Origin of the sequence: Bradyrhizobium sp. AZCC 2262, from assembly GCF_036924535.1 — a bacterium.
Classification (GTDB): domain Bacteria; phylum Pseudomonadota; class Alphaproteobacteria; order Rhizobiales; family Xanthobacteraceae; genus Bradyrhizobium.
Genome location: NZ_JAZHRT010000001.1, coordinates 134,784 through 152,031 on the forward strand (window position 1 = coordinate 134,784; position 17,248 = coordinate 152,031).

Annotated in this window: 15 protein-coding genes; 9 read left to right on the forward strand and 6 right to left on the reverse strand. The window is 62.0% G+C overall.

The genetic code is table 11. The features are described from left to right. Nucleotides 1-74 precede the first annotated feature (74 nt). Nucleotides 75-1,502, forward strand: a complete 1,428-nt coding sequence (locus V1283_RS00745; protein WP_334384546.1) for an MATE family efflux transporter — start codon at nt 75-77, stop codon at nt 1,500-1,502. Nucleotides 1,503-1,820: 318 nt separating this feature from the next. On the opposite strand, the gene V1283_RS00750 is transcribed toward V1283_RS00745, so the two are convergent. The 3 genes from V1283_RS00750 to V1283_RS00760 are packed head-to-tail and all read right to left on the reverse strand — an operon-like array spanning nt 1,821 to nt 6,167. After that, a complete protein-coding gene (locus V1283_RS00750; RefSeq protein ID WP_334384547.1) occupies nt 1,821-2,750 on the reverse strand; it encodes an HlyD family secretion protein in 930 nt (309 codons plus the stop codon). Between the two features lie 28 nt (nt 2,751-2,778). Beyond that, a complete protein-coding gene (locus V1283_RS00755) occupies nt 2,779-5,109 on the reverse strand; it encodes an ABC transporter permease (RefSeq protein ID WP_334384548.1) in 2,331 nt (776 codons plus the stop codon). Continuing rightward, nucleotides 5,106-6,167: an HlyD family secretion protein gene (locus V1283_RS00760; protein ID WP_334384549.1), complete on the reverse strand. Its 1,062-nt coding sequence runs from the start codon at nt 6,165-6,167 to the stop codon at nt 5,106-5,108. Before V1283_RS00760 ends, V1283_RS00755 begins: the two co-directional genes overlap by 4 nt. Nucleotides 6,168-6,519: 352 nt before the next feature. Here V1283_RS00760 and V1283_RS00765 point away from each other — a divergent pair, with 352 nt between their 5' ends. The 7 genes from V1283_RS00765 (at nt 6,520) to V1283_RS00795 (ending at nt 13,378) form a co-directional block, all read left to right on the forward strand. Continuing rightward, a complete protein-coding gene (locus V1283_RS00765) occupies nt 6,520-7,425 on the forward strand; it encodes a 3-hydroxyacyl-CoA dehydrogenase (protein WP_334384550.1) in 906 nt (301 codons plus the stop codon). 21 nt (nt 7,426-7,446) lie between these two features. Beyond that, nucleotides 7,447-8,424 (forward strand): 3-hydroxyacyl-CoA dehydrogenase NAD-binding domain-containing protein, encoded by a 978-nt coding sequence (locus V1283_RS00770; protein ID WP_334384551.1) that lies wholly within the window; start codon nt 7,447-7,449, stop codon nt 8,422-8,424. A 78-nt stretch (nt 8,425-8,502) separates the two neighbouring features. Further along, nucleotides 8,503-9,723 carry an acyl-CoA dehydrogenase family protein gene (locus V1283_RS00775; protein WP_334384552.1) on the forward strand — a complete coding sequence of 407 codons (1,221 nt, stop codon included), beginning with the start codon at nt 8,503-8,505 and terminating at the stop codon, nt 9,721-9,723. A gap of 59 nt (nt 9,724-9,782) precedes the next feature. Next, nucleotides 9,783-10,634 carry an enoyl-CoA hydratase-related protein gene (locus V1283_RS00780; RefSeq protein ID WP_334384553.1) on the forward strand — a complete coding sequence of 284 codons (852 nt, stop codon included), beginning with the start codon at nt 9,783-9,785 and terminating at the stop codon, nt 10,632-10,634. 36 nt (nt 10,635-10,670) lie between these two features. Next, on the forward strand, nt 10,671-11,897 hold the full coding sequence (locus tag V1283_RS00785; RefSeq protein ID WP_334384554.1) for a CaiB/BaiF CoA transferase family protein: 1,227 nt from the start codon (nt 10,671-10,673) through the stop codon (nt 11,895-11,897). A 132-nt stretch (nt 11,898-12,029) separates the two neighbouring features. After that, nucleotides 12,030-12,815 (forward strand): enoyl-CoA hydratase, encoded by a 786-nt coding sequence (locus V1283_RS00790; protein WP_334384555.1) that lies wholly within the window; start codon nt 12,030-12,032, stop codon nt 12,813-12,815. After that, entirely contained in the window at nt 12,812-13,378 is a 567-nt protein-coding gene (locus V1283_RS00795) for an NADPH-dependent FMN reductase (RefSeq protein ID WP_334384556.1), read from the forward strand. Before V1283_RS00790 ends, V1283_RS00795 begins: the two co-directional genes overlap by 4 nt. A 45-nt stretch (nt 13,379-13,423) precedes the next feature. Here V1283_RS00795 and V1283_RS00800 read toward each other — a convergent pair whose 3' ends face one another. From V1283_RS00800 to V1283_RS00810, 3 genes are all read right to left on the reverse strand, one after another. Further along, on the reverse strand, nt 13,424-13,915 hold the full coding sequence (locus tag V1283_RS00800; RefSeq protein ID WP_334384557.1) for a hypothetical protein: 492 nt from the start codon (nt 13,913-13,915) through the stop codon (nt 13,424-13,426). A gap of 19 nt (nt 13,916-13,934) precedes the next feature. Beyond that, complete coding sequence (locus V1283_RS00805) at nt 13,935-15,266, reverse strand: NAD(P)/FAD-dependent oxidoreductase (RefSeq protein WP_334384558.1); 1,332 nt, start codon at nt 15,264-15,266, stop codon at nt 13,935-13,937. 219 nt (nt 15,267-15,485) lie between these two features. Continuing rightward, entirely contained in the window at nt 15,486-15,845 is a 360-nt protein-coding gene (locus V1283_RS00810) for a hypothetical protein (protein ID WP_334384559.1), read from the reverse strand. A gap of 382 nt (nt 15,846-16,227) precedes the next feature. On the opposite strand from V1283_RS00810, the gene V1283_RS00815 reads away from it, so the two are divergent. Then, nucleotides 16,228-17,247: a heme o synthase gene (locus tag V1283_RS00815; protein WP_334392918.1), complete on the forward strand. Its 1,020-nt coding sequence runs from the start codon at nt 16,228-16,230 to the stop codon at nt 17,245-17,247. Nucleotide 17,248: the final 1 nt, after the last annotated feature.

Here is a 17,248-nt window from a genome sequence, read left to right on the forward strand (position 1 = left end):
CCTGTCAAATCTTATCGTTCGATGCTCCGCGTTGCCGGGAGTAAGTGAATAGGCTCCGAGATGGAGCACCGATCATGCAAGCCTCCTGCGTATTGTCACCTCACGCGCGCAAGCCTTCGCTGCCTAAAGCATGCAGCAAAGCCCGCGCCCGCCCCACAGAAGTCGACGCCCGCACCCACATGCTGCTGACAAGGCCGATCGCGCCCACCATCCTGCGTCTTGCCATACCCAACGCCACCGTGATGATCGTCCAGATCCTGATCGGATTGCTTGAGGTCTATTTCGTATCCCGCGCGGGCGTCGATGCGCTGGCCGGCGTCGCGCCGGTCTTTCCGCTGGTCTCGCTGGTCGTTGCCGTCGCGCAGGGCGCGCTCGGCGGCGGCATCGTCACGACCGTCGCACGCGCCCTTGGGACCGGACGGACCGGCGAGGCAAGCGAATACGCGTGGTACGCTGTGTTGCTCGGCATTCCGCTAGGTCTTGCGACCACAGCCCTCATGGCTGCGCTCGGTCCCACGCTTTACAGTCATATGGGCATCTCCGGAAATGCACTGGAGATCGCCGTTTCCTACTCATTCACGATTTTTGCGGGCGCTGTGCTGATCTGGTTGTTCAACCTGCTGATGGCGGTGGTTCGGGGCACCGGCAATCTGCAGGTTCCGGTGATCGTGGTTTGTGGCGGCGCCTTGATCCTGGTCCCGCTTTCGCCGGTACTCATCTTTGGCGCCCTTGGCTTTGAAGGTCTCGGCCCTTCGGGCGGCGCCGTCGCGATGCTCGTGTATTACGGGTTGGGAACGCTGGCCTACGCAGCCTATCTGTGGGGCCGGTTTGGCGTCCTCAAGCCGTCATTTGGTCTGCCAAGGCTTTCGTTGGTGCAGGCGCTCGCCGTTCTCCGTGTCGGAGGAATGTCGGCCGTCGTTTCGGCCACCACCAATCTGACGCTCGCGATCGTGACGGCCTATGTGGCGCTGGGCGGCGTGGAAGCCTTGGCTGGCTATGGTGCAGCCTCCCGGCTTGAGTTTCTCCTCGTGCCGCTGGCCTACGGCATCGGCGGTCCGGTCGGAATCGTGATAAGCGCGAACCTCGGCGCCGGTCAGACAGAACGCGCCGTTAGAGCGTCCTGGATCGGTGTGCTGATGGCCGGCGCTATGACCGAATTGATCGGACTGACCGCTGCCGCCTTTCCGCAAGCATGGATCGGGATATTCAGCCAGGATCCGTCCGTGCTGCAAGTCGGCGCCGAATATCTGCACCGCGTTGGACCGTTCTTTGGATTCTTCGGGATCGGCTATGCGCTTTACTGCGTCGGACAGGCGACCAGACGAATGGAAGCCTCGGTCTTCGCCGCTCTGTTCAGGGCAGCGATCGCGGTGCTCGGAGGTCTGGTGGTGGTCTGGTTGAAGGCCGACGTCGCATGGAATTTCATCGCCGTAGCGTTGGGAATGATCGCCTTCGGCCTGTTCGCATTGCCACCTCTGATCAGCCGCTCCGGCTATGAATAGCGTTCGCCGTGGCGGTTGTCCGCGGCTTCCCAGCGCGCAGGCTTTTTGGTTTTTTCCGGCAGTTTACCGCTGCCTCTGCGGACAGGATTGCATTGGCATAGATCATGAAGATCGAAGGCCGTTGCTCGATGATGTCTGCCGGCCGCTCCTGCCTATCCTTTCAATGGCTGGCGTAAAGGCTGCATCCGATGTGCGGACATAGCCGCGCAAGGTGCGCGGCTTCCGCGCATGATCGTGCGAGGGCTCAGTTCTCGGAATGTTTGATTTGGAATAATTGGGAGCTGCCGCCGAAGCGATTCTTCAGCGCTCGCGTTCTCTCTAGTTCTCGATCCAAACAGTCATGCCCGGCTCAAGGCTTCCCGGCTCTCCCTCCGGATCGAGGCGCAAGCGCAGCGTGTTGCGGTCATGATCGCCAATTACCCGCTCAGCTTGCCAGGTGGCGAACGTTCCGAGCGGCCGCAGTTCGGTGATGGCGGCTTTGATCGCGCCGGCGGCACCGTGACGCATCACGTTCGCCGTCTCTCCCAGCGAGAGACGGCTGAGATGATCTTCGCGCACATTGAACGAGAGCCATTGCCTGCCCGCCGCCTCGACCATCAGGATCGGTTGGCCGGCGCGAACATTCTCGCCGACCTCTGCGGCGATCACGGTGACGACACCGTCGGCCGGGGCCCGCAAGACCATCTTGTCAAGACGGCGCTCGAGCACAGTGACCGCGGCGGCCGAGGCCTGCACCTGCGCGTCGGCGACCGCGCGCTCTTCCCGGGTCGGGCCTGCCACTGCCGCGTCGTAATTCGCCTGGGCCTCCGCGACGTCGGCACGTGCGCTGGCAGCGTCGTTCTCGGCCTGGTCAAGCGACTGTTGGGACTCGAAGCTCTGACGTGCCAGTGTGCTGGTCCGTGTGAGCTGGGCCTGGACGTAGTCAAGCCGGGCGCTCGCCTTGGCGATTGCAGCTTTCAGAGAATCGACCTGTTCGCGACGGACGCCGGCATAGACGTTGTTGCGGTTCGCGGTTGCCGAGGCGAGGGCGGCGCGCGCCTGATCTGCCTGTGCCGTCAACTCGATCGCGGAGAGCCGCGCCAGGATATCGCCCGCGTGGACGAGCGCGCCTTTTCCGACGGCAATCGACATGAGTTGGCCGTTCACCTCCGGCTCCACCCTGACTTCGGTCGCCCGCACGACGCCAACGATGGTGGCCGCCGATCCGGAACGACGCTCGTGGTAAATCAGAACGCCCGCGACGAGCACGAGCGCGATCGCAACGATGGCGGCGCGGCTAGCTTTGCGCATGTTGCGTTCCTCTCTTGACAGCAAGTGCAGAGATCACTGCGAGCGCGAAATAGCCCAGCGCCAGACACCACAGCCAGAGCCAGTCATGCCCGACCTCCAGGAGGCTGGCACCGAGCTGGTTGACGCGCACAAGGCCGTCAATCGCGGAATCGGCGGGGAACATCCGGCCCAACGCAAGGGCCGCGTCGGGGATCGCCTCGCGCGGCCATGCGAAGCCGGCGGTAAAGAACTGGGGCAGGCTGGTGGCAAGCAGGAGCAGCGTCGCGTTTTCGGGCCGCGTGAACCAAGCCCCGATGGCTTGTCCCATAAAACTCGTCGCCAGCAAGAAGACGGTCGCGAGTGCGAAGATTTGTGGAAGCTGCCCGAGCGTCGAAAAGCCGTAGATCCGGGGCAGCACGATGAGATAAAGCGCGAGTGCTGGAAGGTAGATGGTCAGATGGGCGACGCCGCGGCCGAGCACGCCGGCAAACGCTCCGCCGGCGCCTGCCAGCGCGCCGCCGGTCAGCATCGCCGCCCCGATCAGGAGTGTTTGCTGCAGGATCAGCACAAATGCCGCCGGAACGACGTAGCTCGCATAGCCGCCCACCGGGTTGAAGATCGGTTGCAGCAGAACGTCGGCCGGGCTCTGGCTCGCCAATTTTGCCTTGACGAGGCTGCCGTCCGAGCGCGCGCCCCGCGAAACGAGCTCGGACGTCAATGCTCCCACCGCCGTAGCGACTCCGCTTGCGCTCGACCTGAATATGAAAAGGTAGGTGGCATCCGCGTAGACGGGGATGTGAGCGGTGACGCCCTTGAGCACGTCGCGTTCGGTGCCTGGCGGGATTTCGACAGCGGCAAAAGCCTTGCCACGATCGATGGCGGCGTGCGCTTCGGCAAGTGTGCGGGCGCGAACCGCAACGCTCAATGCGCCACTCGCATCCAGCGTCTCGACGATCCGGCGGCTGAGATCGCTGAGATCATTGTCGACAACCGCGATAGGAAGCTTGCGCAGGATCTGGTTGAGATAGGGTTGCGGATAATAGATACCGTAAACCAGGGGAGCCAGGAACAGCACGCTGAAGGCGCTCCGGGTTCCGAGCACGCGTCGCCACTCCGCCGTGAAAGCGCCACCGATGCCCCGCGATGTGGGGTTGATCTCGGGTTGCTCCGCAGTTCGCGCCGCCTCAAACCACCCCTTGCGCTGGAGGCTCGCCATGCGCAGCAAGGCAAGGCCGGCAAAGAGCAGTGCCAGGCCGGCGAGCGCTGCGAAGGGAACGGCGGATTCCGAGACCGGCAATCCGCGCGCGGCTTGTCCCAGCAAGACGGACATGTACCAGCGCAGCGGCAGGATCGTGCTCCAGACTTGCGCAAAGGTGTTCATGCCGATGGTCGGAAAGCCGACGCCGGCGTAGCCGAATGCCGGAGAGGCAAATAGGCCCGCAAGTCCGAGCCCCGTCGCCAAATCGCCGGCCAGGAGTTGCAGCAAGGCGCCCACCGCCAAATAGGCAATGATCAGGAGCGATCCGGCGGCGATCATCAACAGCAGGTCTCCCCTAAAGGGGATTTGCAGCACGCCCTCCAGGAACAGCGGCTCCACCAGCATGATCAGGAGGAAGATGCAGAACAGCGGCGCGAGCTTGCCGGCCAACGCGACAATCGGATCGCCACCGGCGCTTTCGAGCCAGGCCCGCGCATCGCGGCGGCGGAATTCGGAGCCGACAGAATAACCGGCGGCAAGGGTGATCACCACATGGATGATCGTCGGCAGCAGTGCCCGTAGCAGGAACTGCGCATAGTTCTTTTGCGGGTTGACGAGAGCGATGGTCTCTGCCTTCAGCGTTCCCAAGGACGCCGGCGCAGGCGCGGCGCGTGTGGCGGGTGCGGCCACGGCCGCCGCAGCGGAAAGCGAATCGCTCAGGCCCGAGGACGCAATGCCGGCCGCCGTCAGGAATTGCTGATTATAGAACCCGACGACCTGCGGGCGGCGTTCGGCCTTCAAGTCGCGCTCGAAATCCGGCGGGATATGGATTGCCGAGATCGCCTTGCCCGACCGTATGTCCTGCACGGCCGTCGACAGCGTACCGGAGCGGTCGACGATCTTCAGGCTCGGTGAGGCGGCGACGTACTCCACCAGGGCACGCGAAGCGTCAGACTTGTCCTCGTCGACGACCGTCACGCCGAGCCCCCGTATGACCGGATGGCTGAAGACGGTCGTGAGAACCACGAACGCAAACAGCGGCACGCCGAAGATCAAGAGCAGCGCCACGCGGTCATGAAACAGCCATCGGCATTCGCGTTGGGCGACCCGCCAAAATCCGGGTTTTGACACCGGCCTCATTGACGAGACCGCCAGTCAAGGTACGCGCTCATTCCCGGTCGCAGCTCCGGCACCGGCTGGACCGGGTAGGCGCGGATCGAAAACGTCCGCAAATCGAAATCGCCGGTGGCGCGCGTAGCCCGCCAGCTCGCATATTCGCCCTTGGTTGCAACAAGCTTGACCTCGACCGTGACGCGGCGGTCGGCGAGAGCCGGAATATGGACGTCGAATCGATCGCCGACCTTCAATCCCTTGACGAGATCCTCGCGAAGATCGAAATGAATCCAGACGTCGGCCAGATCGATCAAGGTCACGAGCGGTACGCCCGGCGATACATATTCGCCCGGCTCGACGTTGCGCTGATAGACCTGTGAGGCTATGGGAGCATAGACTTGGAGTTGATCGATGATCGATTGAACGCTCTGGATATCCGCATTGGCTTTTTCGACGTTGGTCCTGGCAATCGTCCGCTCTTCTTTTGTGTAGCCGTTGACGGCCTGGTCGTAGGCCGATTTTGCCTGGTCGACCGCGCGTTCGCTTTCATGCAGCGCATCGGTCACTTGATCGAGACGGGCTTGCGGTGCGTTGCCTTGCTCAGTCAATGTATGAGTACGATCAAAGGTTTTCTGCGCCAGCATCAGCGCTGCCTGTGCGCGCTCCAGCTCCGCCTTCCGCGCGGCGAGGACTTCCGCCCGCGTTCCGACCAGCACGTTGGCGAGCTGGGCCTCGGCCACAGCCATCGCCGCCTTCACTTGCTCGTATTTGGCCAGCGTTTCGGGATTATCGATCCGTACGAGCACCGCCCCCGCGGCAACGTTCTGGCCGCGGTTGACGGGGATTTCCTTGACCCGTCCGTCGACGCGCGCGGCTATGTCGAGCCGCGTTGCATCGGCCTCACCCTGTACCAGCAGCGGTACCGGCCGCAACAGGTAGAAGACGGATAACGCCACGACAACAGCTGCAACGGTACCGACGATAATGGAGGGGACGCGCGTCGCCGCGCGGGTGCTTTTGTCCTGTCCGTCATGCGGCGCGTCGGGCGTAATTTGAACGTCCTCGCCAGAGGTCGACGTGTCCATGCCTGTCTCCACTTGGTTCATGACCGTCTTGGTCGTCAGGCCTCGCCGGACTTCCATGCACCGTGTCTGATCTGGCGGCGCCGCGACTTAGCCAGCGCGTGCATTTCGTCGCTTGTTCGGACGCGCTCTGATTTGCATGTTCGTGCGGCTCAGTCTTAGTCCACAGCCAAAATATCTTTCGCGCATGATATGCGCAAGTGCGCAGCAGAGGCGAGCAGCGCAGTGCGACAGCAAAGAAGCAGCACAACCATTCCAGCTATGATCGTCTCATTCAATATCGCGGCGAGTATTCGCGGCACTGTCCCGGTCAAGCGCTGACCAATTTCGCGTCAGACCGCCGTACGGGTGTCACATGTCTGAAGCCGTCAAGAAGAACAGTCGAACCGCTGTCGCTCCTCGTCTCTTCGTCCTTGAGCTGAACGCCGGCCACATTCACTCCATGAACACCGACGGTTCCGACCGCAAGACCATCGTGTCGGGTTGCCATTTGCCCGACGGCATCGTCGTGGATGCAGAAGCGGGTCATATCTACTGGACCAACATGGGCATCCCAAGTCTGGATGACGGGACCATCGAGCGCGCCGATATCGACGGCAAGAACCGCAAGATGATCGTCCCACAGGGAAAAACCCACACCCCGAAGCAGATCATTCTCGATAAGAAGGCCGGCAAGCTCTATTGGTGCGACCGCGAGGGCATGCGCGTCATGCGCTGCAATCTCGACGGCTCGCAGCTGGAGACGCTGATCGAAGCCGGCCGCGGCGAGGCCAATAGCCGGGATCAGACGCGGTGGTGCGTCGGGCTGACGATCGACCCGAAATTCGAACATATCTACTGGACGCAAAAAGGCCCTGACAATGCCGGGCTCGGTCGCCTGTTCCGTGCCAATGTCGAAATTCCCGCCGGCCAGACCGCGGCGACCAGGTCCGACATCGAGATCCTCTACGACGGCCTGCCGGAGCCGATCGATCTCGAGCTCGACCTCAAGAATCGCATTCTCTACTGGACCGACCGCGGCGACCCGCCGCGCGGCAACACGGTGAACCGGGCCTCGATCGACAACAAGCCCGCCGAGCCGGAGATCGTGGTGACCCATCTCATGGAGGGGATCGGCATCGCGCTCGACGTTCCAAACGATCGCATGTTCGTGACCGATTTCGCCGGCTCGGTGTATTTCGCGCGGCTCGATGGATCCGGGGAACGTAATTTCCTCTTCGCCCAGGGCAATCTCACCGGCATCGCCTACGCCGAAATCTGACAATCGCATCGGAGAAATGACATGACCGATACCAAGCCCATTCGCCGCATCGCCATCATCGGCACCGGCGTGATCGGCGCAAGCTGGAGTTCGCTGTTTCTCGCCAAGGGATTGCAGGTGGTCGCGACGGACCCCGCGCCGAACGCCGAAGCCGCGCTGAGGAAGTTCGTCGAGACGGCCTGGCCTGCGCTCAAGCGATTGGGCCTCTCGCCCGGGGCGTCGCATTCGAACCTGTCGTTCACGCCCGACCTCGCGAAGGCGCTCGCCGGCGTCGACCTCGTCCAGGAGAACGGGCCCGAGCGGATCGATTTCAAGCAGAAGCTCTATGGGCAACTCGACGAGCTGCTGCCGCCCGACGTGATCATCGCGTCGAGTTCGTCGGGGCTCACCATGAGCGAAATCCAGAAGGGCGCCGCGTCCCATCCCGAGCGCTGCGTCATTGGTCATCCGTTCAATCCGCCCCACTTGATCCCGCTGGTCGAGATTGTCGGTGGGGCCAAGACCTCGGAAGCGACAATCCAGCGCGCGGACGAATTTTACACCTCGATCGGGCAACGGACGGTGCGCGTCAACAAGGAAATGCCGGGGCATGTCGCCAACCGGCTACAGGCGGCCCTCAGTCGCGAAATTTATTACCTTGTCGCCGAGGGCGTGGTGAGCGCCGCCGATGTCGATACGGCCCTTTCCTGGGGGCCGGGCCTGCGCTGGGGCGTGATGGGCGGCTTGATGCTTAACCACCTCGGCGGCGGTCCGGGCGGCATCGAGCACTTCTTCCAGCAGTTCACCGGCCCGATGACGGCCTGGTGGAAGACCCTCGGCTCACCGGTGCTGACGCCGGAAGTGCAAAAGAAGCTCATCGACAGCGTCCATGCCGAGGCCGGATCGCGCAGCATCGCGGAACTGGAGGCGGAGCGCGACGAAGTCCTGCTCGGCCTGATCGAGCTGCGCAACAAGGTTGCCAGGTCGAGCCAGGCGAAATCGACGAAGTCGGTCGCCTGAGGCCAGGCGCCACCGATCACACATCCGACACGTCCTGCAATTTTCCCGGCGTTGAAGCCGCAGCCAAAGGAGTTTCACATGCCCACCGCAACCGCAGCCAGCAAGAGCGCCGCACCGAAACCGGCGCCCGCACCCAACGGCGACTTCTATCAGTTGGTCGACCTGCTCACCCCCGAGGAGAAAGCGATCGTAAAAAAGGTGCGGACCTACATGGAGACCAAGGTCCAGCCGGTCATCAACAAGTACTGGTCCGACGATGCGTTTCCGTTCGACTTGCTGCCATCGTTCAAGGAGCTCGGCATCGGCGGGCTCGGCTTTGAGGGCTATGGCTGCGCGGGCGGCAGCCAAAAACTGTTCGGCTTCGTCGCGATGGAGCTGGCGCGCACCGACGCATCGTTCTGCACGTTCTTCGGCGTCCACAGCGGTCTGGCCATGGGATCGATCTATCTCGATGGATCGGAGGAGCAGAAACAGAAATGGCTGCCGGCGATGGCGCGTATGGAAAAGATCGGCTGCTTCGGCCTCACCGAGCCGCTGGTCGGCTCGGGAACCAGCGGCGGCCTGACCACGACGGCCAAGCGCGAAGGTGATACCTGGATTCTCAATGGCCAGAAGCGGTGGATCGGTAACGCGCCATGGTGCGACGTCTCCATCATCTGGGCGCGTGATCTCGGCGATAATCAGGTGAAGGGATTTATTGTCGAGAACAAGTCGACACCCGGTTTCAGCGTCGAGAAGATCGAGCACAAGATTGCGCTCAAGGTGGTCCAGAACGGCCAGATCACGCTGAAGGATGTACGGGTGCCGGAGGAAAATCGCCTGCAGGGCGGCAACTCGTTCCGCGATACCGCGCGCGTGCTGCGGATGACGCGATACATGGTGGGTTGGGCCTCGACCGGCATCCAGATGGGCGCGTTCGAAGCAACCGTCAAATACGCCCAGGAGCGACTGCAATTCGGCAAGCCGATCGCTTCGTTCCAGATGATCCAGGATCTGCTCGCCAAGATGCTCGCCAATCTGACTGCGTGCCAGTGCCTGATGCTCCGGCTGGCGACGCTCGATGACGAAGGCAAGCTCGGCGACCATCATGCGGCGCTGGCGAAGGCGTTCTGCACGGCGAAGTCGCGCGAGACCGTCTCATGGGGCCGCGAGGTCCTGGGCGGCAACGGCATCGTCGCCGACTACAACGTCGCGCGCTTCTTCGCCGATGCCGAGGCGCTGTACTCCTACGAAGGCACCTATCAGATGCAGAATCTGATTGTCGGCAAGGCCATCACCGGTCACGGCGCCTTCATCTGACATCCCAGCGGCGCCGGTGCTCCGGCGCCGCCCGCCCTCTCAGTCCAGGAGATATGATTATGGTTTCGCAAGCCGCGCCGCTCACCCCTTCGCCTGCAACAGTGCCGAGCTCCTTGCCCAGGGCGGCATTGGCGCTTGCGAATGTCCTGTACGAGAAAAACGGTTCGATCGCCTATGTGACGGTCAACCGGCCCAAGGTACTCAACGCGCTCAATACGCCGACCTGGACCGATTTGCGGACCGCATTCGAGGATGCAAGGGCCGATGCGTCCGTGCACGGTGTGATCCTGACCGGCGCGGGCGACAAGGCCTTCATCGCCGGCGCCGACATCTCTGAACTTGCGAATGTCGACGCCTATGACGCGGAGGAGTCGAGCCGGTTCGGGCAGGGGGTGCTGGACCTCATCGAGAATCTCGGCAAGCCGGTGATCGCGGCTATCAATGGGTTTGCGCTCGGCGGCGGCTGCGAGACGGCAATGGCGTGCACGATCAGGATCGCGGTTGAGCATGCTAAATTCGGGCAACCCGAGGTCAAGCTCGGCCTGCTGCCCGGCGGTGGCGGAACCCAGCGTTTGCCGCGCCTGGTGGGCAAGGGCCGTGCGTTGCAGCTGATCCTGACCGGCGAAACGATTTCCGCGCAGGAGGCCTATCGCATTGGCCTCGTCAACGAAGTCGTTGCTGCGGCAGGCTTGATCGATCGCGCCGAGGCGATCCTGAAGCAGATCATGGCCAATGCGCCGATCGCCGTGAAGTTCTCACTGGAAGCGGCCAATAAGGGGATGGACACCAGCCAGGCCGAGGGGTTTGCGCTCGAAGCGTCCTATTTCGGGATCTGCGCGGCAACGGAAGACAAGAAGGAAGGCACCTCTGCCTTTCTCGAGAAGCGTGCACCGAAGTTCCGCGGTCGGTGAAACAGCCCGGATACGGCGATCTGGAAAGGACAGCTCATGGCAAGTGACAATATTTTCTCCGGACTGAAAGTGGTGGATCTGGCGAGCTTCATCGCCGGCCCCAGCGCCGCGGTAATCCTGTCGGATTTCGGGGCCGACGTCATCAAGGTCGAGCCGCCGAGCGGCGAGCTTTGGCGGCACGCGCACAACATGCCGCCGCAGCCGGTCGCAGAGGATCCCTATCCCTGGCACCTCGCCAATCGCAACAAGCGGGGCATCGCGCTCGATCTGAAATCGCCAAGTGCCCATGCGGTTCTCGAAAAGCTGGTCAAATGGGCCGACGTCCTCATCGTCAATACGCCGCATCCGGCGCGTGCGCGGCTGAAGCTCCTTTACGAGGATGTGCTGCCGTGGAACCCGCGGTTGATCTATGCCGATATCACCGGCTTTGGCGACAAGGGACCCGATGCGGATCTGCCGGGTTTCGATATCACGTCATATTGGGCGCGCAGCGGCCTGCTGTCGTTGACGCGCGATGCCGGCGCACCGCCAACCTGGCCGGTGGCCGGGAGCGGGGATAACGCCACGGCGGTTGGGCTTTATTCGGCGATCGTCACCGCTCTCTATCGGCGCGAGCGCACCGGTGAAGGAGCGCATGTCACGACCTCGCTTCTCGCCGAAGGCGTGTGGTCCGCCAGCGTCTCGATCCAGGCGGCGCTTTGCGATGCAAAGTTCTTCGGGCTGCACGACCGTATGCACCCTGCCAACGCGGCCATGAACGTCTACCGCGCCAAGGATGATACCTGGTTCGTCCTGATCATAACTCCAGACAAGGTTGCAGCGGTGGCAAAAGCCATCGGTCGTCCTGATCTTTTGACCGATCCACGCTTTTCCGATCCGGCAAAGCTGATGGCGAATATGCCGGCGCTCACGGCGATCCTCGACGAGACCTTCTGTGGCGAGCCGATGGCGCATTGGTACGAGGTTTTCAACGGCGTCCACGTGACGTTCGGAGCCGTGCGTGGGCCGCAGGAAGTGATCAAGGATCCCCAGCTCCAGGCCAACGACATCATCGTTCCGCTCAATGGTGCCGGCGGCAAGCTGACGTCCACGATCAGCAGCCCGCTTCAGGTGCATGGCGTCGCCAAGGTGCCGGCGAAGCGCGCCCCGAAGATTGGAGAACACAACGACGAGGTGCTCCGGCAGCTCGGATTCAGCGCGGCCGAAATCGATGGTTTGCGTACGAACGGTGCCATCCCAAAGCCAAAGGAACATGCGGCCTAGCGCATGATCCGTGTGTAGCGGGTTTCCGAAAGATCATGCGCAAACTGGAAGTGACGACATTGTCGGGGTGGCGGGCGCCGTCCTGAACCTGGACTTGTCGCGTAATTCATCAAACCGACCGGGAATTCGACCATGGATGATATCGTTACCGAACATGCGGGAAGCGTCCTGCGTATCCAGTTCAACCGCCCGACCAAGCGAAACGCGATGACGTCAGCCATGTACGTGGCTCTCGCCGGCATCTTTGACAAGGCGGCGAAGGACGAGAACACGCGTGTCGTGCTCTGGCATGGTGCGGGAGATTCGTTCTGTGCGGGCAACGATATCGAGGATTTTCTCAAGAATCCTCCGGGACCAAGCGAATCGCCACAAGCCGGCCTCATGGGCGCGTTCGTCAACTTCGACAAGCCGATCGTCGTAGCGGTCCAGGGCGCGGCGATCGGCGGTGGCACCACCATGCTGACGCACTGCGACTTCATTTACGCCGGCGAGAGCGCAAAATTCCAGATGCCCTTCATCAATCTTGCTGTCGTACCGGAATTCGGATCGAGCTGCTCGGTGCCGGCGCGGATCGGTCACCTCCGCGCCGCGGAGCTGATTTTGTTGGGAGGTCCGTTTGATGCCAGGCGGGCCGCAGAACTGGGTATGGTTACCGAGGTCGTGTCCGACAAGGACGTCCTGGTGAAGGCGACTGAAACGGCACGGAAGCTGGCCGCCAAGCCGGCCGCCGCGCTGCAAGCTGGCAAGCGGCTCATGAAGCAGCCATTTCGCGAGCAGATCAAGGCGGCGATGAAGGCCGAGAACGAAGAGTTCAGCGTGCAAGTCCGCTCCGACGACGCCAAAGAGGCGCTCTCGGCGTTCCTGGAAAAGCGCAAGCCTGATTTCACGAAGACCGTCAAATCTCGAGCGACTGCATGACCACGGATAGAGCGATGAATGTGAGGGTGCTGGTTGGAAGCCTGCGGAAGGCTTCCCTTAACGGGATGCTGGCGAATGCACTGATCTCGCTGGCGCCGTCCTCGATGAAGCTCGAAACCGTCGAGATCGGGCAATTGCCATTTTTCAATCAGGATCTCGAGACCACAGACACGCCGACGCAATGGACCGCGTTCCGGCAGCGCATCAAGGCCGCCGATGCCGTTCTGTTCGTTACCCCCGAATATAACCGTTCGGTGCCGCCAGCTCTCAAGAACGCGCTGGATGTCGGCTCCAGGCCGTATGGAAGCAGCGTCTGGGACCGCAAGCCTGCTGCGATTGCAAGCTGCTCGCCCAGCGCGATCGGGGCCTTCGGAGCCAATCATCATCTGCGGCAGTCACTGGTGTTTCTGAACGTGCCGACCATGCAGCAGCCCGAAGCTTATCTCGGACATGCCGACAAGCTGTTCGACGAACAGGGCAAGCTCGTCAACGACGGCACCCGCAAATTCCTGCAGGATTTCATGCAGGCGTTCGCAAATTGGGCTGAGACGAATCGCTCTTAGCGCTAGTGCCGGCACCGGCCGCAGATCGAGGTTGCGGGAAAAATCTCAAAATTGTATTGGCCGCATTCGCTCGAATTCGTCGCGGCACACCTCGCTGAAGCCTCGCAATAGATCGATCGTGCCATCGATGGCCATTTCGCGCAGTTCGACGAAGCTCTTGTCCGGCTCCAGATAGGCATCCAGAATTTTTCGGACAACATCGTCGGCGCGCTGGACCACCTTCTTCGAAGACACCGCACGCATCGCGCTCAGCTTCGCATAGAGGCTGACCAGACCGGGAATGTCGGCTTTATCGTGCTGGAGCGCATCGATGTAGCATTTGGCGGCGTCTTCAATGAAATCCCGGTAAAGGGTCTGCCGGCGGCTCTTCTCGTGCAGAGCCCACTCAACGCGGACCTGGCTCCGGTGGTTCAGCCAGGCTGCCATTCCGCTCGTCAAGCCGCCGACGGCTGCGCCGGTGAGGGCGGCGAGTGCAGAGATGATGGAGACATCCACGGGTGCAACCCCCAACCGGACTGCAGAGTCCGGCAGTGACAATTACCGAGCCTAACGATTACTACGATGCGGTCGATCGCGGCCCTTCGGAAATCAGCCGTGAACTCCGTTGTCCGGACAGATAGGACCAAAACCATTGCGTTTGAACGCGGAACCGGTTCTGAAGCTGCGGCAGCGCGAGCACGTGCAGGGCGGCCCACACCAACCAGGTCATAAAACCGCTGGTTCGCAAATGACCGGCCTCGAGGATTGCAAAATTCTTGCCGACCACCGCCATATTGCCCTTGTTGCGGTATCGAAACGGTCGACCGTCCTTGCGTCCCCTGACACGGTTGCCGATCACATGGCCGACGAAGCGCCCCTGTTGAATGGCTGCCTGCGCCACGCCGGGGACGGGGTGACCATCCTGGGTCATGGTGGCTGCGTCGCCGGCCACGAATACGTTGGGCGCCTCGGGAATGTCCATGAAGGCGCCGACGAACGCGCGCCCGGCGCGGTCTGTCTGCGTCCCCAGCATTTTCACGACCGGCGAGGCGCTGACGCCTGCTGTCCAGAGCACGGTGGCGCTGGGAATCCGGACGCCGGCAGCGATCACGCCCTGTTCGTCAACCTTCTCGACCTTTACGCTCGTCGAAACTTCAACGCCGAGCTTCGTCAGTCGCTTTGCCGCCTTTCGGGACAGCGGCTCCGCGAAGGTCGGAAGAATGCGAGCGCCGCCATCCAGTAACAAGATTCGGCTCCTGGCGGGGTCAATGCTGCGAAAATTGTTGCGCAGGGTCACCGAGGCCATTTGCGCAATCGAGGCGGCGAGTTCGACGCCGGTCGGGCCACCGCCCACCAGTACGAAGGTCATTTGGCGGGCGCGTTCTTTCTCGTCATCGGTGGATTCGGCCAGTTCGAACGCGCTCAGGATCCTCGTGCGGATCGTCTCAGCGTCGTTGAGGCTTTTGAGTCCTGGCGCGAAGCGCGCGAACTCGTCATGACCGAAATAGCTGGGGCGCATTCCCGTGGCGATCACCAGGAAGTCGTACTCGACTTTTCGACTGCCAATCCCCGGGCAAGCAACCTCGACGGTGCGAGTTCCGAGATTGATGCCCCTGACCTCCGCCAGCAACACGCTGAGGTTCTTCTGTTTCGCCTCGAGCTGACGGATCGGCGCCGCTATCTCGGCGGGTGACAAAACAGCGGTGGCGACCTGGTACAGCAGCGGCTGAAAGATATGGTGATTACGCCGGTCGATCAGCGTGATTTCGACATCGGCTCGTTTTAGTGCCCGCGCTGCCGCAATACCGGCAAAGCCACCGCCGACGATCAGGACGCGTTTTTTTCCCGGCACTGCCTTTGTTGCGGGTGGCGTTTCCGGGGAGAATGATTTGGTCAGAACTGTAGTCATTGATGTACCGACGGTTTCCGGGGCCAGCCGCCCGATAGCATCGGATACAGCGAAGCTTCGGGTTATTCTTGGACCGCGCTGCGACGCATTGAACGATCATGCCTCATCAAGCGGGGTATTATGTGCTCGAACAGTATGCGCGGGAGGAACGAGAAATGCCGTGGCTTCGTTCGTGACGATGCCTGTCGGCAGAACTGGCCGGACCACCGGCCCGGTTGGTCAATTGCGTTGCGCGGTCCAGTAGCCGGAGCATCGCGTGCCTGCCGCGCTACCGTTCCATCTTCCGCGACCCGACGTTCCGGAAAGCCTGCCTGTGCCGGATGCAAATTTGTCGTGAACCGTCACGGACGCGCGAACGGAACCGGACTTGGCGACATATCCTTTGAATTTTACGAGATTGGGATGGGTCACAACGCCGTCGGAAATATTGACAGTGAAGTTATAGGCGGGATCGCATGTACCCGTCTGCGTCACGAAGTTGAGATCCCAGGAGCCATCATAGGCGGAGCGCGCGTGTACGACAGATACCGGCGCGATAAAGAAGGCGGCTGCCATTATCCAGAGTGAAGGTGTCTTCATCGATAGTTCTCCGTTGGGCAAGGTGGCCGCCTCCAGACAAACGCAACAGGTCTCGTCGATCAGCGTTGGGAAGCGGCGCGTTGCGGATATTCGAACAAGCATCTGCTTTAGGGGGAGCTGGCGCGGCGTGCTTGTTGAAACGTGCTCGAACGTTCCAAAATCGTGCGAGCGCGAGGCGTACCGTTGGAGCTGAACTTGTCAGCCGATGGCTTTAGAGCATGATTGGCCCCAATCGAGCAGCCACGTTCAATCGCGGGCGAGGGTGGGGATGCATATTGAATGTACGCAATTCGAACTGAAAACGACGGCTATCCTTTTGAAGGAACCTGGAGCAGCGGGATGAACGTTAGATCCATTGCGAGCCAACTCGGGTGGAAGACGAATTCGCACCGCTTTATCGCCTCATTCCGCCGGGCCGCTTGTTGGCAATCGGCGTGCATCCGATTTCGTCACCCTCACAAAACCACGCGTGATGATGCTTGCCGTCTTCACCGCGCTGGTCGGATTGAGCAGCGCGCCGGTTCGACTGGATCCGCTATCTACCGTTGCCGCGGTTCTTGCCATTGCTGCCGGGGCGGCGGCCGCCGGCGTGCTCAATATGTGGTACGACGCCGATATCGATGCGGTCATGAGCCGCACCGCGATGCGGCCAATTCCTAGCGGCAAAATCTCCCGGTTCGAGGCGCTTGTCTTTGGTCTCGTTCTCTGCGGATTCGCAGTGGCGGTCCTCGCCTTGGCGACGAATCTCACCGCGGCCGCATTGTTGGCTGGCACCATCCTCTTTTATGTCGTCGTCTACACGACGTGGCTGAAGCGGGCTACACCACAGAACATCGTCATCGGCGGCGCTGCTGGCGCGCTGCCGCCGGTGATCGGCTGGGCCGCGGCAACCGGAAGCGTCGGGCTCGAACCGCTTGCGCTGTTCCTCATTATCTTCCTTTGGACGCCGCCGCATTTCTGGGCGTTGGCGCTCAATCGCACCGACGACTACGCGCGTGCAGGCGTGCCGATGTTGCCGGTTGTCGCAGGACGCGCTGCAACAACGCGCCAGATCCTGATCTATAGCGGTCTGCTGGTTCTGGTCTCGGAGCTACCCTGGGCACTGGGGTTTGCAGGCGCGGTCTATGGCGCGATCGCCGCTATTTGCGGAGCGCTTTTCCTGCTGCTTGCACGCCAGCTGAATGGAAGCATCGAGGCCGACCGCCTCGCGGCTCACAGGTTGTTCGTGTTCTCTATCGTCTATTTGTTTGTGCTGTTTGCGGCCCTCCTGATCGACCACGGAAATGGCTCATTCTCGCTTACCCGATCGTTGCATGCTGGCCGCGACGTCCCGGTACATGCCGAACTGCTGTCAGGCGTGGACCGCCGCGCGTGCAGCACCGCCAACTTCAGCGAGGTCTAAC

What these genes read in the sequence shown, in the direction of transcription:
- V1283_RS00775 (WP_334384552.1), top strand. Translation starts at nt 8,503, where the DNA reads ATGCCCACCGCAACCGCAGCCAGCAAGAGCGCCGCACCGAAACCGGCG.
- V1283_RS00780 (WP_334384553.1), top strand. Translation starts at nt 9,783, where the DNA reads ATGGTTTCGCAAGCCGCGCCGCTCACCCCTTCGCCTGCAACAGTGCCG.
- V1283_RS00745 (WP_334384546.1), top strand. Translation starts at nt 75, where the DNA reads ATGCAAGCCTCCTGCGTATTGTCACCTCACGCGCGCAAGCCTTCGCTG.
- V1283_RS00785 (WP_334384554.1), top strand. Translation starts at nt 10,671, where the DNA reads ATGGCAAGTGACAATATTTTCTCCGGACTGAAAGTGGTGGATCTGGCG.
- V1283_RS00810 (WP_334384559.1), bottom strand. Translation starts at nt 15,845, where the DNA reads ATGAAGACACCTTCACTCTGGATAATGGCAGCCGCCTTCTTTATCGCG.
- V1283_RS00805 (WP_334384558.1), bottom strand. Translation starts at nt 15,266, where the DNA reads ATGACTACAGTTCTGACCAAATCATTCTCCCCGGAAACGCCACCCGCA.
- V1283_RS00790 (WP_334384555.1), top strand. Translation starts at nt 12,030, where the DNA reads ATGGATGATATCGTTACCGAACATGCGGGAAGCGTCCTGCGTATCCAG.
- V1283_RS00765 (WP_334384550.1), top strand. Translation starts at nt 6,520, where the DNA reads ATGTCTGAAGCCGTCAAGAAGAACAGTCGAACCGCTGTCGCTCCTCGT.
- V1283_RS00770 (WP_334384551.1), top strand. Translation starts at nt 7,447, where the DNA reads ATGACCGATACCAAGCCCATTCGCCGCATCGCCATCATCGGCACCGGC.
- V1283_RS00795 (WP_334384556.1), top strand. Translation starts at nt 12,812, where the DNA reads ATGACCACGGATAGAGCGATGAATGTGAGGGTGCTGGTTGGAAGCCTG.
- V1283_RS00760 (WP_334384549.1), bottom strand. Translation starts at nt 6,167, where the DNA reads ATGGACACGTCGACCTCTGGCGAGGACGTTCAAATTACGCCCGACGCG.
- V1283_RS00755 (WP_334384548.1), bottom strand. Translation starts at nt 5,109, where the DNA reads ATGAGGCCGGTGTCAAAACCCGGATTTTGGCGGGTCGCCCAACGCGAA.